This window comes from Lentilactobacillus parafarraginis DSM 18390 = JCM 14109 (assembly GCF_001435895.1).
GTDB classification, from domain to species: domain Bacteria; phylum Bacillota; class Bacilli; order Lactobacillales; family Lactobacillaceae; genus Lentilactobacillus; species Lentilactobacillus parafarraginis.
Genome location: NZ_AZFZ01000043.1, coordinates 12847 through 27148 on the forward strand (window position 1 = coordinate 12847; position 14302 = coordinate 27148).

General features: G+C 47.3%; 15 protein-coding genes and 1 riboswitch. Of the genes, 6 read left to right on the plus strand and 9 right to left on the minus strand.

Features of this window, described 5'->3' with window-relative positions; all coding sequences use genetic code 11:
- Positions 1-84: 84 nt before the first annotated feature.
- The 5 genes from FD47_RS09935 to FD47_RS09955 all read right to left on the minus strand — a co-directional run bounded on the left by FD47_RS09935 (position 85) and on the right by FD47_RS09955 (position 4629).
- The gene (locus FD47_RS09935; protein WP_054735454.1) at positions 85-939 is read right to left on the minus strand and encodes a hypothetical protein; all 855 of its coding nucleotides are present in this window, start codon (positions 937-939) and stop codon (positions 85-87) included.
- Positions 940-1016: 77 nt separating this feature from the next.
- Positions 1017-1667 carry a thiamine phosphate synthase gene (thiE, locus tag FD47_RS09940; RefSeq protein WP_054735456.1) on the minus strand — a complete coding sequence of 217 codons (651 nt, stop codon included), beginning with the start codon at positions 1665-1667 and terminating at the stop codon, positions 1017-1019.
- Positions 1667-2485: a bifunctional hydroxymethylpyrimidine kinase/phosphomethylpyrimidine kinase gene (gene thiD, locus FD47_RS09945; protein ID WP_054735459.1), complete on the minus strand. Its 819-nt coding sequence runs from the start codon at positions 2483-2485 to the stop codon at positions 1667-1669. The genes thiE and thiD overlap by 1 nt, the downstream gene beginning before the upstream one ends.
- Before the next feature lie 30 nt (positions 2486-2515).
- Positions 2516-3304, minus strand: coding sequence for a hydroxyethylthiazole kinase (thiM, locus tag FD47_RS09950; protein WP_008212560.1), 789 nt, complete (start codon positions 3302-3304; stop codon positions 2516-2518).
- Positions 3305-3464: 160 nt separating this feature from the next.
- Positions 3465-3573, minus strand: a riboswitch (TPP riboswitch).
- 198 nt (positions 3574-3771) lie between these two features.
- Positions 3772-4629, minus strand: coding sequence for an oxidoreductase (locus FD47_RS09955; RefSeq protein WP_056980614.1), 858 nt, complete (start codon positions 4627-4629; stop codon positions 3772-3774).
- Positions 4630-4780: 151 nt separating this feature from the next.
- Between FD47_RS09955 and FD47_RS09960 the strand changes: the two genes are divergently transcribed.
- The 4 genes from FD47_RS09960 to FD47_RS09980 all read left to right on the plus strand — a co-directional run bounded on the left by FD47_RS09960 (position 4781) and on the right by FD47_RS09980 (position 8761).
- Positions 4781-5263 carry a GNAT family N-acetyltransferase gene (locus FD47_RS09960; RefSeq protein ID WP_056980610.1) on the plus strand — a complete coding sequence of 161 codons (483 nt, stop codon included), beginning with the start codon at positions 4781-4783 and terminating at the stop codon, positions 5261-5263.
- 85 nt (positions 5264-5348) lie between these two features.
- A complete protein-coding gene (locus tag FD47_RS09965; protein WP_056980611.1) occupies positions 5349-6197 on the plus strand; it encodes an aldo/keto reductase in 849 nt (282 codons plus the stop codon).
- A gap of 653 nt (positions 6198-6850) precedes the next feature.
- Positions 6851-8269 (plus strand): 23S rRNA (uracil(1939)-C(5))-methyltransferase RlmD, encoded by a 1419-nt coding sequence (gene rlmD, locus FD47_RS09975; protein WP_054735465.1) that lies wholly within the window; start codon positions 6851-6853, stop codon positions 8267-8269.
- Positions 8270-8302: 33 nt separating this feature from the next.
- Positions 8303-8761 (plus strand): hypothetical protein, encoded by a 459-nt coding sequence (locus FD47_RS09980; protein ID WP_054735468.1) that lies wholly within the window; start codon positions 8303-8305, stop codon positions 8759-8761.
- A gap of 115 nt (positions 8762-8876) precedes the next feature.
- Here the strand turns inward: FD47_RS09980 and glpK are convergent, their stop codons facing one another.
- Both glpK and FD47_RS09990 read right to left on the minus strand, forming a co-directional pair.
- Positions 8877-10391: a glycerol kinase GlpK gene (gene glpK / locus FD47_RS09985; RefSeq protein ID WP_054735470.1), complete on the minus strand. Its 1515-nt coding sequence runs from the start codon at positions 10389-10391 to the stop codon at positions 8877-8879.
- 189 nt (positions 10392-10580) lie between these two features.
- Positions 10581-10823, minus strand: a complete 243-nt coding sequence (locus tag FD47_RS09990; protein ID WP_040537574.1) for a hypothetical protein — start codon at positions 10821-10823, stop codon at positions 10581-10583.
- Positions 10824-10986: 163 nt separating this feature from the next.
- Between FD47_RS09990 and FD47_RS09995 the strand changes: the two genes are divergently transcribed.
- Positions 10987-11190: a hypothetical protein gene (locus FD47_RS09995; RefSeq protein WP_054735472.1), complete on the plus strand. Its 204-nt coding sequence runs from the start codon at positions 10987-10989 to the stop codon at positions 11188-11190.
- 114 nt (positions 11191-11304) lie between these two features.
- Here FD47_RS09995 and FD47_RS10000 read toward each other — a convergent pair whose 3' ends face one another.
- On the minus strand, positions 11305-11928 hold the full coding sequence (locus tag FD47_RS10000) for a hypothetical protein (RefSeq protein WP_008211212.1): 624 nt from the start codon (positions 11926-11928) through the stop codon (positions 11305-11307).
- 131 nt (positions 11929-12059) lie between these two features.
- Between FD47_RS10000 and FD47_RS10005 the strand changes: the two genes are divergently transcribed.
- Positions 12060-12716, plus strand: coding sequence for a YczE/YyaS/YitT family protein (locus tag FD47_RS10005; protein ID WP_040537570.1), 657 nt, complete (start codon positions 12060-12062; stop codon positions 12714-12716).
- Here FD47_RS10005 and FD47_RS10010 read toward each other — a convergent pair.
- Positions 12694-13548 carry an alpha/beta hydrolase gene (locus tag FD47_RS10010; protein ID WP_054735474.1) on the minus strand — a complete coding sequence of 285 codons (855 nt, stop codon included), beginning with the start codon at positions 13546-13548 and terminating at the stop codon, positions 12694-12696. The genes FD47_RS10005 and FD47_RS10010 overlap by 23 nt on opposite strands.
- Positions 13549-14302 lie beyond the last annotated feature (754 nt).

The following is a 14302-nucleotide window of genomic DNA, read 5'->3' on the forward strand; positions in this document are numbered from 1 at the left end:
ATCAATCCATCGATGAAAATAGTTGACATGTTCTAAGGCTAAAAAAATAGCCCCCATTTTGAAGGCTATCCAACAACTCATATTTTACTTTTCAGATTTCAGCGAATACGCAATATTGCGACTCAGCAGAACCAACTGCATAAATTCGGTAAACGTATAGTTATTCGGATCAAACTTCCCGTGTTCAACGGTATGCCGAGAATACGGCATCGTGTTGAGATTATAGGAGTTAAAGTCAAAAAACTTATACAATCCGGATAGCACATCCAGCTCATTTAGTTCCAGTAAGCGGCCGAATTGCTTATGCGTATCGGTTTTCATCTGTTCGTTAATCCGTTTAATCTCGTTAAGCGATGGATTGTAATTCCACGTTGCGGTTCGTGATTTGCCGTACTTTTGAACGGTCACCATTTCAAGAATCGAAAATAACACGTTAAACAAAACGATGTAGTTATCATGGGCCTGATAGATCAGGCGCTTAATAATCTTGATTTGGCGGGCGTGACCCGGATCCAGTGAATCTGCCAGGTCATCCAGATTTTCATTTAACAGCCGGTGAGAATCATTGATCAACGTCGCGACAAACACCTGATTTAAGTCGTGGTCATTCAATTTCAATAATTCATCAATTCGCGCCGAATCCAGTGGCATCTGATCAATCCACGTCCAGTGAAGCCGGGCAATTCGGGCGAAAAATTGCTTGTGGGCCGGATAAATATCCTCCAGCTGCTTGCCATTTTCACTGGCCTGGCGAAAACTGTCGGCGATCCATTCCGGGCCGCTAAAATCAATCGACTTGCCCTGGGATTGAATGCGAAACCGGTGCTGATTACCGTTTAACTGCGTATTGGCGATAATTTTGCCGGGCTTGCTGTTATCAATTTGCTCTTGAATCTTGCGAAACTTTGCGGAAAGGCTTGAATCTGGACGCGTCGTCATCATCTTCACTACCGATCATCAGGATTTATTACATCCATCATACGGTACGCGGCCGTCATTAGTAAAGCCATTTAATTCTAAAATGTCGTCAGCATCTTAGCCACCGTGCGGTTGATGTCACGGCTCTGGGCAATCATCGAAATCACGGCCGCCCCGGCAACCTTGGCCTTTGGCAATTCACCCACATTTTCTTCGGTAATTCCGCCAATGGCAACCACTGGCAGCTGGCTGACAGCAACCAGCTTGGCTAGGCCATCAACGCCAATTACCGGATCCGCGTCGGCTTTTGAGCCGGTTGGGTACACCGGACCGCTGCCAATGTAGCTAAGGCCGGAAGTTTGATTTGCTGCGCGCACCTGATCTTCGGTGTCACAGGACAGGCCAACAAACATCGTGTCGCCCACCTCGTCAATGACTTGGGTCACCCGTTCGTCCTTTTGGCCAACGTGAATCCCATCGGCATCGGTTGTCTTTGCCAAATCAACGTCGTCATCGACAATGAACGGCACGGCATGGCTGGCACACATTTCCCGTAACTGAAGGGCCATCTCAACTCTGGCCTTGCCGGTTAAGGAACCGGGGCCCTTTTCACGATATTGGAAGGCCGTGATCCCAGCAGCCAGTGCCCGCTGCAAAATTTGCTGAAGGGTTAACCTGGGATTTTTAACGTCCTGGGTGCCGGCAATGAAGTATGCCCGCAGGAGTCGCTCTCTAAATGCCATCCCCATTACTTGTCACCCTCCTCATCAAACGTTGCCCAGTGGTTGAGCGGCCCGTGACCGTGGCCAACCTGAATGCCATCGGCAATGGTTGCTGATACGTATTTTTTACCAATGCGAATGGCCGTTTCAACGTCGCGGCCCTTAGCCAACTCAGCAGTAATGCACGATGACAGCGTGTCGCCGGTCCCATGCGTTCGTTTGGTATCAACTCGTGGTGAGCTGACCCAGAAGGAATCGCCGTTTTTCAGCAAGATGAAGTCGCTGGATTCCTTTGATTCTACTTGGTGGCCGCCCTTGATCAGAACGTTCTTAACGCCCATTGCCTGAAGCTTCTTAGCCGCCGTAATCATGTCATCACGACCATTGATGGTCATGCCGGCCAGTTCTTCGGCTTCGGGAAGATTGGGAGTCAAAATGTCGGCTAACGGCAGCAGCTGCTCACGAACCGTCGCAATGGCGTCTTCGGACAGCAAGCGCGCGCCGCCCTTGGCGATCATGACCGGATCAACCGTCAACGGCCCGAGATCGTACTTCTTCAAATTTTCAACGACCGCCTCAACGGTTGGCACATCGGCAAGCATCCCCGTCTTGCAGGCGCGAATCTTCAAATCATCGGCAACTGACGCAAACTGCTCGTCAATCATCTTCTTGGGCATCGCCATGAAGTCCTGAACCCCAATGGTATTTTGCGCCGTGACCGCCACCACAACGGCGGCTGAAAAAACATGACGCATCTGCATCGTTTTAATATCGGCCATAACCCCGGCACCGCCGCCACTATCCGTACCGGCAATCGTTAATGCTTGAACCGTTTCGTTTACCATTTTAATTTCTCCTTACTTTATAGAATCAGCCTATTCAAAGTTCGCGTACTTTTCCACCGTCTTGGTGTCGATCAGGTGCAGTTCGTCAATCAATTGGGGGCCAAAAGAACCAGCCAGCGGTTTCGCCATCGATTTGGCGACCACCTCGCCAGCAACGTCAAAAATGACGGTTGCCGTTTGGGCGGCCTCGAAGTAATCGGGTTCAACCCCGACAAAGCATCCGATGGTACTTGATAGCATGTCACCGGAACCGACGTGCAGTTTGAATAAATCAGACTCGTTAAATACCTTGACCACAGCGTCTCCGTTGGTGATAATGTCGGTCTTGCCACTTTCAACGACCGTGCATTGATACTTCTTGGCGAGCTTTTTGGCAATATCAACCAGATCACCAGCCCCTTCACCGGCATCAATACCCTTAGCGTTCCATTCAACCCCGGCTAAAGCCGCAATTTCACCGGCATTCCCACGAATTACAGCGACTTTCTTTTGGGCCAACAGTTCATTACAGCGTTCCAACCGGTACGAAACAGCGCCGACAGCAACCGGATCAATCACAATCGGCTTGTCATACTGATTCGCAAAGGTCGTAACCGTATCAATTTGATTGAGCTGAGCTTCCGTGAAGGCTCCCAAATTAACCGTTACTGAATTTGCCATTTGAACCATTGCTTCGGCTTCGTTTTTCTCCTCAGACATGATCGGTGAGGCCCCCAACGCATTGATCCCGTTGGCAACGTCTTGAACGGTCACAAAGTTGGAAATGTTAAAGGCAATCGGATTCTTTTCCCGTAATGTATCTAATAAATCAATTTTCATCTATCTTTCCTCCAAAATAAAAGCGGGCCACGACATGATGAATGCCTGCAGTCCGCTTACCATTAATGTAAGGATTGTTGAATTGGTGACGGGGATTCACGCAATGAACCCCTTTTCACCACCTATTTGAATGGCCGCCACCCAAATGCGGCCGGCCATTCCTCTCGGATTCTCACTTTCCCTACGCAAGTATTGTCTTACAGGTTCCAAGGGACCAAATCGAACAGATTCATCTCAACCGCTCACTGGCGGTACCCCTAGTGTTGTGCTTAGCTTTAGAATACGAGATATCGGTTACATAGTCAATTGAACAAAGAAAAAAGGGGCTCTAGCAAGGCTTGAATTTGCCAAATCCCCGAAATCTTCCCCTCAGAAGAGTTTCAATTTTTTCTTTACTTCATCTAACACCACAATTTTTACATAAAGTTTGTGCTTTTGCAAACAAATTAGCTATATTTACCGGTGATTTATCGATTAAAGGCCGTCTGGCGATTTAATACCCGTTGTGCCAGAACATTTAGGGAATCCAAAAAGGCGTCGAAGCACTTATCCGGCAATACTGCGTGCAGTGCTAAAATTGGTTTGGCTCCGGCCCCGCCAACGTATCTGGTCTTCGGCCGTCTGGAAAAAGCGGCCCGGTCAACCATTCGGGCAACGACCCGGGGTTCGGACGCGAATTTATAGGATAACGTAAAGAAATCAGCTGACTTGCGCGCTAATTTAGCGTATGGGCCGTTGGCGGCCTGCGCAACCATTTGACCGGTCGCGGTGTCCTTCCAAGCGGACCGGATGGCGCCGGGTTCAATGACGATCACATCAATGCCAAATGGTTTCAACTCCAACCGCAGGGCGTTACTTATCCCTTCAACGGCATACTTGGCGCCAACGTACCAGCTGCCTAACAAGTTGTAAATCTTCCCGTCAATTGAGGACATGTTGATGATCCGCCCAGAGTGCTGCTGGCGCATGTACGGCAGAACGGCCTGGATCATCTTCATGAGGCCGAACACGTTGACCTTAAACTCATATTCTCCAGCGGCCAGATTCACTTCTTCAGCCGGACCAAAAACGCCTAAACCGGCATTGTTGACGAGCACGTCAATGCGGCCGGTCTCCTGGGCAATCTCGTCAACTACCCGATCAATTTCGTCATAGTCGCTCACGTCCAGATGCCGCGTGTGAATCCCCAAATCATCCAAGTCGTTCATTTGGTACACTTTTCTGGCAACGGCATACACTTCCATGCCGTTCCGGTTCAAATTCTTGGCGATCTGCTTACCAATCCCCGACGATGCGCCGGTCACAATTGCCACTTTTTTAGTCATCATCATGCCACCCTTCGCAAGATTTACTGCTGAATTTTGATTAGTTCGATTATAGCACGATAAAGCGCATTCATCACCGCCGGAAAGCTTCCAGTCACCGCGCAAATGTGGTATTATCAATCTCAATTCATTTCAGAAAGAAGGCCTTTTAATGCCTACAATTCGGCCAATCAAACCAGCAGACGATGCTGCAATCGCCCAAATTATCCGCCAATCTCTCAAATCATACGGGCTTGATATTCCAGGAACGGCCTACTTTGATCAGGAGCTCGACCATCTCAGCACCTTTTACAATCAGTCGCCAAAACGCCAATATTTTATTGCTGTCAATGATCACGGTGACGTTCTGGGCGGCAACGGCATTGCTGAGTATGACGCGCCAAACGGTGTCGCTGAACTGCAAAAGCTTTACCTGACCGAAGCGGCCCGGGAGCATCATTTGAGTTATCGATTGCTAGACGCCGCCGTTGCCTTTGCCAAGGAAGCGGGATATCACCAACTCTATTTGGAAACCCAGCACCAATTAACCACCGCCATTCACCTTTACCAGTCCTATGGATTTACTGACCTGGGACACCCGCTTAATAATGGTGAGCATTCGGCGATGGACCGCTTTTTCATGCTGACGCTTTAAAAATAAAGACAGCCTCGCTTGTCGCCACTCCCAATTTCCAGTAGGATTAACAGTGTAAGCTACTATATGTATAGGAGGTTTTCACATGTCATTAACTGATACGTACACCCTTTCAAACGGGACAAAGATTCCCCAAGTGGGGTTCGGCACTTGGCAGTCTGCCGACGGCGATGAGGCCTATCACGCGGTTCTCACTGCCTTAAACGTTGGCTACCGCCACATTGATACCGCTGCTGCATACGGCAACGAGGAAAGTGTTGGTAAAGCCATCAAGGATAGTGGCGTGCCGCGAGAAGATCTGTTTGTTACCACTAAATTATGGAACGCTGATCACGGCTACGAAGCCACTAAGCAGGCATTTGGCAGGTCCCTGGAAAAATTAGGGTTGGATTACGTCAATCTCTACCTGATTCACTGGGCAAACCCGATCGACTTCCGGGACAACTGGCAGGAAACCAATGCCGGTTCGTGGAAAGCGATGGAAGAATTCTATGAGCAGGGTAAGGCCAAGGCAATTGGCGTTTCAAACTTCCGGCCAAAGCACATCGATGCCCTGCTGGAAACGGCCAAGATTACGCCAATGGTCAACCAAATGTTCATTAACCCGTCGGATATGCAGCCCGCGGTCGTTGAGTATAACAACAACCATGATATTTTAACGGAAGCGTACAGTCCACTGGGAACCGGTAAAATTTTCGAAATCCCAGAGCTGGCAGATATTGGCAGAAAGTACGGTAAGAAACCAGCCCAGGTAGTGCTTCGCTGGTCATTGCAGCACGGCTTTCTCCCATTACCAAAGTCGGTCCACGAAAAGTACATTAAGGAAAATGCCGATATATTCGACTTCAACCTGTCAAACGCAGATATGAAGACGATTGACGGCTTCCATGGAAAGGCTGGATTGGCCCAGGATCCGGATACGGCGACGTGGTAAAGAAAAAGTGAGCGGAGCAAACCGGTTAGCTTTTGAGTATCAACGGAATAACGGCAGTGATACGTGGTGTTTGCGTGTCACTGCCGTTATTTGGTTGAACGGAGAAAGCTGGTTTGAGGAGCTGTCCTAGTAAAAGTGAGCGACGAGACCCGCTTTGGTCCCGGTTATAAAGGCAAAATTGTCATTGAAGGACGGGGTTTGTCCTTTGATGGCAATTTTGCCTTTATATATAGGGACCAGGGTCGTCGGAGCGGTCCTACAACACTAAACGGAGAAAGCTGGTTTGAGCCCCTAAAGGGACTAGCCAACGCTTTCAGCGCGGGCGTCGGAGCGGTCCTAGGTAAGAGTGAGCGACGGGACCAGGGTCGTCGCCCCTAAAGGGGCTAGCCAGCGCTTTCAGTGCGGGCGTCGGAGCCGTCCTACAACACTAAGCGGAGCAAACCGGTTAGCTTTCAGCGCGGGCGTCGAAGCAATCTCGGCGCATTGAGTAACACTCCCAGGCGAACCCAGTTTCAAAATACCTTGCATCCTCTCAACAATTAGTCACAATCAAATAGCCGATACTAAATTCCCTAATAGATTTCATTAGGGATTTTTTCTGCCACCAACCGCTTCCACACATATCCAGATGCGAAACGCCCCCAGTCTGTGCTATGATACATAGTAACTATAGCGATAAGGACGGTTTCATGTATAAAAATAAACCAGAAGTTCACGTTGAACAGGGTGAACAATTAAAATTAACAATTAAACGTCTCGGCATTAACGGCGAGGGTATCGGCTACTACGAACGAAAATTAGTTTTCGTCCCTGGGGCCTTGCCAACCGAACGGGTCATCGTCAACGTTGTCGAAGACATGAGCAATTTTATCCGGGCAGAACTGGTTGAAATTTTGACCAAAAGTGCGGACCGCATTGATCCGGTTGACGATTATGCCAACGATGTTGGGGGGTTCGAACTGGAAAACTTGGCCTATGCCAAACAGCTTGAATTCAAACGCGATGTGATTTCCGACTCGTTGGAAAAATACCAGCCAGCCGGCTATCGAAAATACAAATTGCTTCCAACAATTGGCATGGACGACCCGGTTCATTACCGTAACAAGGCCACCTTCCAAATCAGAAATGACGGCGATAAAATCATCGCCGGGCTTTACAAACACCGCAGTCACACCGTGGTTGATTTAAAGACGGCTGCCCTACAGTACCCCCTCACAATAAAGGTCATGCGGGCCGTCGTTGCCATGATCGATGATCTGAAGATTCCGGCATACGACGAAGAGAAGAATGCCGGTATTATCAAGACGGTGGTCGTCAGAGCGGCAACGGCAACTGATGAGGTTCAAGTGACCTTCATCACTCAAAGTAAAAAATTACTGAAAAAGCATCAGCTGCTGGAACGAATTGCCGCCGAATTGCCAGAAGTCGTTTCGGTCATGCAGAACGTCAATCCTGGTAAAACACCGATGGTATGGGGCGATGAGACCCTGCATTTGGCAGGTAAAGACAAAATTACGGAAGTCCTCAACGGCCTCAAATTTGATTTATCCGCAAGAGCCTTCCTGCAGGTCAACCCCCAAATGACCGAAGTCCTCTATAAAGAAGCCTTCAAAGCCTTGGAACTGACCGGCAAGGAAAAACTGATCGATGCCTATTCCGGTGTCGGGACAATCGGCCTCTCGGTGGCAAACCAAGTCCGCGAAGTCCGCGGCATGGATACCATCAAGGACGCGGTTGACGACGCCAACAGTAATGCGATGAAGAATGGGATTATGAACGCAATTTATGAGACCGGGGAAGCTGAAAAATTAATTCCAGAGTGGATTGACGCCGGCTGGAATCCCACGGCCCTGATCGTCGACCCGCCAAGAACCGGTTTGGCTGACAGCTTACTGGACACAATTCTTAATGTTGCCCCGAAAAAATTCGTGTATATTTCGTGTAATCCTTCGACATTGGCCCGAGATTTAGTAAAATTAACTCGTAAGTACAATGTTGACTACATTCAATCTGTGGACTTAATGCCGCAAACCTCCCGCTGTGAATGCGTTGTTAAATTCAATAAGAAGTAGTCGATTGAACCACCATTAAGAAGGGAGACTATTATGCAAAACCCATTCGGGAATGGTAATAACGACGATAATAATAACAACAATAATGACAACAATGATCCCCGCAACCTCATTCCAATCCCACCGAATTTTGCGACGGTCGTTAACAAGAAAACCGGTCAGATTCGAATTGCCAAGGTTGGCTTGTCCTTTACCGCCCTCTTCTTCCAATTCCTAGTGCCCGTTTTCCGGTCTGACTGGTATAACTTCTTCTGTATGCTGGGAGTCGAGGTCATTGCCGGAATGGGCTTATCAATGTACTATCAACAACCGTTCAACGTTACCTGGACGCTGGCAGAGTATGCGCTGGGGTTCCTGTGGCTGTTTATCTATAACATGATGTACTTTAAGCACCTGTTCAAATTGGGATACGTGCCCGCTGACCAGCGTTCAAAAGAACTCTTAGTCAACGCGCACTACCTCAAGGATGACGGTGACGACTCACAAAACTAGTGTCCGGCAACCCAATCGTGACCGCACCAAAAAGAAGCACTATCAAGGCATCCGCTGAGATGCTTGATAGTGCTTCTTTTGTCGTCTGGTTTATAAAAACCGGATTGAAATCATTTTACAATTTGGTCAATTTATACGACCGGGTTGCTTCAATGGCCGCCTTCCAACCGCGATACAGATGATCACGGCGGCCAGCTTCCATCTTCGGTTCAAATTGACGGCCTGGTTCAGCCAGGGACTTCACTTCATCAATGTCCTTCCAGTAGCCAACCGCTAAGCCGGCAAGAATTGCGGCCCCAAACGCCGTTGTATTCTCATCAGCTGCCCGTTCAATTGGAATATTGAGGATGTCGGCCTGAAACTGCATTAGATAACTGTTTCGGGAGGCACCCCCATCGGCCTTCAACGCCGGGATGTGCATATGGGTATCTTCTTCCATCGTCTGAATAATATCCTTGGTCCCGTACGCGATTGACTGCAGCGCTGCCTTGACGAAGTCTTCCTTGGTCGTTCCGCGAGTCAGGCCAAAGACGGCGCCGCGGACATCCTGTTCCCAGTATGGCGCTCCCAAGCCGTTAAAGGCGGGCACCACATAGACTTCATCGTCGTCGTTGGAATTCATCGCAGCTTGCCGGGATTCCGGAACGTTATCAATTAATTTCATACTGTCGGCCAGCCAACTCATGGCCGTTCCGGCAGAGAAGATTGACCCTTCGAGCGCATAGGTTACTTTCCCGCCAATGTTGTAGGCAATGGTGGTTAAAAGGTTATCATCGGATAATTCCGGCTTGTCCCCGGTATTCATCATGATGAAGGCCCCATCGCCATAAGTATTTTTAATCATCCCGGGGTCAAACGCCAGTTGGCCAATCAGAGCCGCCGACTGGTCCCCGGCAATTCCGGCAATCGGCACTTCAATTCCGTAAAATTGATAGTTCTTGGTGGTTCCGTAAAATTCACTGGACGTTTTAACTTCCGGCAGAATAGCCCGGGGAATGTTCATGAGATGTAAAATGTCGTCGTCCCAGCGAAGCGCATGAATGTTAAAGAGCATCGTCCGGCTGGCATTACTGTAGTCAGTCACGTGATATTCGCCGCCTGACAGCTTCCAGACCAGCCAGGTGTCAACGGTTCCAAATAGTAATTCGCCCTTCTCAGCGCGTTCCTGAGCGCCGTCAACGTGGTCTAAAATCCATCGGACCTTGGTTGCTGAGAAGTAGGAATCAATGATGAGGCCGGTCTTCTTATGAATCAGATTGGCATACCCGTCATTTTTTAATTTCCGGGCAAGCGGCGCGGTTTGTTTGGATTGCCAGCCAATGGCGTTATAAATTGGCTCGCCGGTTTCTTTATCCCAAATTAACGTGGTTTCCCGTTGATTCACGATGCCAATTCCAGAAAGGTCTTCCGGATGAATGCCAGCATCAATAAATGCCGATGAAATCACGTTGAGCACTGATGTCCAAATTTCGTTGGGGTCAGTTTCAACCCACCCGTTATGGGGAATAATTTGCTTAATGGGTTTAAAAGCTTCAATCACTTTTCGACCATTATGGTCAAAAATCATGGCCCGGGTACTCGTGGTCCCTTGGTCAATGGAAAGTACGTACTTTGGTCTGTCAGTTAACATTTGAGTCCCTCCGATCATCGCAACCGATTACATTATCTGCAAAAAGCGTATCATAAATCGCCGCGAATTAATTGTTTGACAATCTCATTCTCCTAACAAAAAAGCACATTATGAACTATACCATAGTGTGCTTCCTAGTTCAAATTGCCTATGAATTAATGATTGTAAAGGATCATCAACCTAGACCAATCAGCGTTTAACTTCTACGTGAATATCGTCACCATCGGCTGTATTAAGTTGCTCGTCATAACTAAATTCAGCGTCGGTGAAGTAATGCTTAATTTCTTTGTTAACGTCCTCGAGTGGTCGATTATCGCCATCCTGACGGTTAATCGCAATTTCATAATCCTTCTTATCATCGTCGGTATTCACAAATTTATAAATCACATCGACAGTGTTTAAAATTTCCTGGATTAATTGGCGTTCAGTCATCTCCATTGTCCATTTCACCTCACTCATCTATATAAGTCTACTTTAGCGCTAATTTGCCAAATGTGATAGTAAAATTTCCTGGAAGGCAATTTTACTGAAATGTTATTTACACAGGGATAGTCAGTGAACTATACTAAAAGTTATGACATAGAGGTGAATCATCATGACAACTGCGTCAAAAAACTTTTCAAATGAACTGATCAATGCTTACAAGAACCATCAATTTGTAATGCTTCAAACGACCACCAGCCACGTAACCGGGACGGTGGCTGCTGTCAAGGACGGTCGGGCCTACATAGACCAACCCGCAAAGGGCGTACTTGCCGTCAATCTCAGTGACGTTACTCAAGTCCAAGAACTGAATTAATCAATTTCAGTTACTACAAATGCCCTTTCACTGAAACAATTGAACTTGTTTCAGTGAAAGGGCATCTTTATCGGATCCAGTCCCATGCATTCAGCACATCCTTAATCAGTGAGGTTAATTATTCTTTTCGTATAAAATCTGCTCAAACTTCTTCCGCAGGCTTTCCGTCAGTAAAATGATGTTCTTCGGCTGACGGTAAACACCCAGGTCAAAGCAGAATCTGAGCGGAACGCCCATATTATAATCCTGTTCGAATTCGGACACCTTCCGCGGGTCGACGTCGGCTTGGTTGGTTCCCATTAAGATCGTCATGGCCTTGGCTTTATGCGGGTCCCAATTCGCGTGGTCTTGATGAGCAACCAACAGCCGCTTCGTGCTTACATTATCCAGCGCCCGCAAAAGAGTCTTCACGTTACCAACTTTATGCTGAACGCCAAGAAAAACGATGTAGCGGCGCATCACCGGAATGATCGATGTGAAAAACACGTTGGTAGCGGCAATTCGCTTGGGAAACTGATTGAGCAACACATCCTCAACCATCGCCGCGGTGTACCTGCGGGGCCTGCGCATCTCATATCGATACGCCAAGCCAACAAATGCCTGGGTGACGTACTGGGCAGCAACTTTTTCTGGCTTCGTCAGTTTCTTGAAAGAGCGAGTCGTCCGAAAGCGACCAAACCAGAAACGATTCTTCTCAAAAACCTTTTCAGCTTCAACTTCCGAATATGATTTGTCCACAAGATCACCTTCTTCAATAATGTTAACATGATTAACTGTATAAATGAATCAATTAGGCGTCCCTATTTTCAAAACGAATTAATTATTATACAATGAATTTCATTGAATATCTGAGGAGAAATAACGTAAAAATGGCTAAAATACAAGACTTTAATCAGCGGTTTAAGTACCTGTGCCTATCCATCATTATTAATTCGGCCGGGAATGCGCTGGCAATTTCAACCAACCTGGGAAGCGCCGTTTGGACAGCGTCGGCGGTGAATCTCTCCAAATGGACCAGCATTCCCCTTGGTAATACGCTATTCATTTATGGGGTCATCGTCACCATTGCCAACCAGTTGATGATTGGGTCATTTGATCGGCGGCGATTCTTTTCCAACCTATTATTCACCATCCCATTTAGTTATCTGGTCCAATTTTCCGAGTGGATTTTCGACTCACTGGGCGTGCCAACCTACAATTTTTGGCTGCGGCTGATTCTGGATATGATCGGGTTATTCTGTGTCGCAATGGCCGTTTCCATGTACTCACGGGCCAACTTGATCATGCATCCCAATGACGACATGGCTTACATCATCCGGTTTAAATACATATCGGGCAGCGCGATTATTTCCCAGTGGCTGAGCTACATCCCGCCAGTTATCATTTCGACAGCCGCCTACTTTTTCACCGGAAAACTCTACGCGATTGGCTTTGGAACCGTGTTTGCCCTCGTCTTCCAAGGCGGGATGATGAAATGGTCAGACACCCACGCCTTTCCGAGGCTCAAGCATCACGTTGACTTGTGATGAATTCGGCAATCTGACTCACCGTCTTTTTAGTCTCGGGCAATTTAGCCCACAGCGGATAGTCGTGAAACCCATCTTTGAAGCGGGTAACTTCAACGGTGGCGTTCACGGCTTTTTTTGCGGCCGTAATAAATTGTTCGTTAATTGGCGTCAGGAATTCATTTTCGCCATAGAAGATTTTGAGCGGTCCAACATTAAGATGGGCTGGGTCAAAAACGTCCGCCCAATCCCATGGTTTTAACCCGGCGGCAAACTGGCCGCCAATTTGTTTGAGCACGTTAAGGTCCAGCATCACATCGGCAGATTCCAAGGCCGTCAACTGCGGATCGGTCAACTGCATGTCAAGCCAAGGCGAAATCAAGACGGTGCCGACAACTCCGGCTGATTCTTGAATAACCGCCTGAAGGCCCAACGCGGCCCCGGCAGAATCGGCCACCACAAACGTTGGCAGTGCCTGCTTCACCGTATAAGCCAGCGCCTGTTTGGCGAATTCAAGCAATTCGGCGCCACGATGATTTGGCAGCAGAGGGAAATCGGCCACCTGAATGCGACTATTGGCAGCCGTCGCAATCGTCGTAATCATAGTTAACTGATCCTGGTTCATTGGGACGGTGAACGCCCCACCATGAAAGTACAGAATTTGACTGGTAGGTGATTTTACCGGATCAATCGTGACGACTTGGCCGGAATTTGTCTGATAAATTTGGTTGTACTGGTCAGTATCTTTAAAAATGTTGACTTTTTGATTAGGGTGAAGAAAGCTATGGTTAACGCTTTTTCGATAATCCTCTCGCCGAAACTGCTTTAATAATCGTCGTGCGGCAAAGCTCATTTCAATCGCATCCCATCTATTTTTTATCTGATAAATTAGTCTGAATTCAAAAGTAATCGGACAGTTTTCGTAAAACTATCCAAAAGTTCACAAAATCTTCACAATTTATTCATCATTTGGTAACATCTTCAGGATATAGTATAACCTGTTGCATGGGAAAAGAAATTTACTCATGCCGCAATAAATTAAATCCCCCTTTAATTTAATTTATTACTTTTGTATTCATATTCTTCCCCTAGAATATAGGTATCGAGATAAGACATCCCCGTGTCTTATCTTTTTTAATCTCAAGAATAATTGGCCCCGCCTGATCAGGTCCCAGCTAAAGTATCCGGATTTCGGTCTCAAAGTTCAAGTAATTGGCCAGAGAGGGACTTATTTAACGTCTTTTTCAAAAAATCAAGCTTATTTCAAACTTTTTTGGCCCGCAATCCCTGATATGGCGGCATTTAGAAAAAGTTCACAAAATCTTCACATTTTGCGCATAATTTCGTTACATTTATTTGTTACATTAGAGACAGTAAAGAGATGCCAGAACCCATAATATCCATACAAGATTTCATGTTGCTACTGGCTTCGCTTTCATTTCCCCCTCAAATTAATAAAGATATTAGCAAAGAAAAGGTGACCCCACACCTTTTCTTTTTTTGGTTTTGGCCTGCATTTTCCCAATTCATGAGCAAGTACCGACCCATTTTCAACCCATCGTTCCAATCTTTTACATTTCTTAAGAAACTGTTTGAGATCTAAATTG

Excerpts from the sequence above, each read along its gene's own strand:
- FD47_RS09935 (WP_054735454.1), bottom strand. The coding sequence starts at position 939 with ATGACGACGCGTCCAGATTCAAGCCTTTCCGCAAAGTTTCGCAAGATT.
- thiE (WP_054735456.1), bottom strand. The coding sequence starts at position 1,667 with ATGGGGATGGCATTTAGAGAGCGACTCCTGCGGGCATACTTCATTGCC.
- thiD (WP_054735459.1), bottom strand. The coding sequence starts at position 2,485 with ATGGTAAACGAAACGGTTCAAGCATTAACGATTGCCGGTACGGATAGT.
- thiM (WP_008212560.1), bottom strand. The coding sequence starts at position 3,304 with ATGAAAATTGATTTATTAGATACATTACGGGAAAAGAATCCGATTGCC.
- FD47_RS09955 (WP_056980614.1), bottom strand. The coding sequence starts at position 4,629 with ATGACTAAAAAAGTGGCAATTGTGACCGGCGCATCGTCGGGGATTGGT.
- FD47_RS09960 (WP_056980610.1), top strand. The coding sequence starts at position 4,781 with ATGCCTACAATTCGGCCAATCAAACCAGCAGACGATGCTGCAATCGCC.
- FD47_RS09965 (WP_056980611.1), top strand. The coding sequence starts at position 5,349 with ATGTCATTAACTGATACGTACACCCTTTCAAACGGGACAAAGATTCCC.
- rlmD (WP_054735465.1), top strand. The coding sequence starts at position 6,851 with ATGATACATAGTAACTATAGCGATAAGGACGGTTTCATGTATAAAAAT.
- FD47_RS09980 (WP_054735468.1), top strand. The coding sequence starts at position 8,303 with ATGCAAAACCCATTCGGGAATGGTAATAACGACGATAATAATAACAAC.
- glpK (WP_054735470.1), bottom strand. The coding sequence starts at position 10,391 with ATGTTAACTGACAGACCAAAGTACGTACTTTCCATTGACCAAGGGACC.
- FD47_RS09990 (WP_040537574.1), bottom strand. The coding sequence starts at position 10,823 with ATGACTGAACGCCAATTAATCCAGGAAATTTTAAACACTGTCGATGTG.
- FD47_RS09995 (WP_054735472.1), top strand. The coding sequence starts at position 10,987 with ATGACAACTGCGTCAAAAAACTTTTCAAATGAACTGATCAATGCTTAC.
- FD47_RS10005 (WP_040537570.1), top strand. The coding sequence starts at position 12,060 with ATGGCTAAAATACAAGACTTTAATCAGCGGTTTAAGTACCTGTGCCTA.
- FD47_RS10010 (WP_054735474.1), bottom strand. The coding sequence starts at position 13,548 with ATGAGCTTTGCCGCACGACGATTATTAAAGCAGTTTCGGCGAGAGGAT.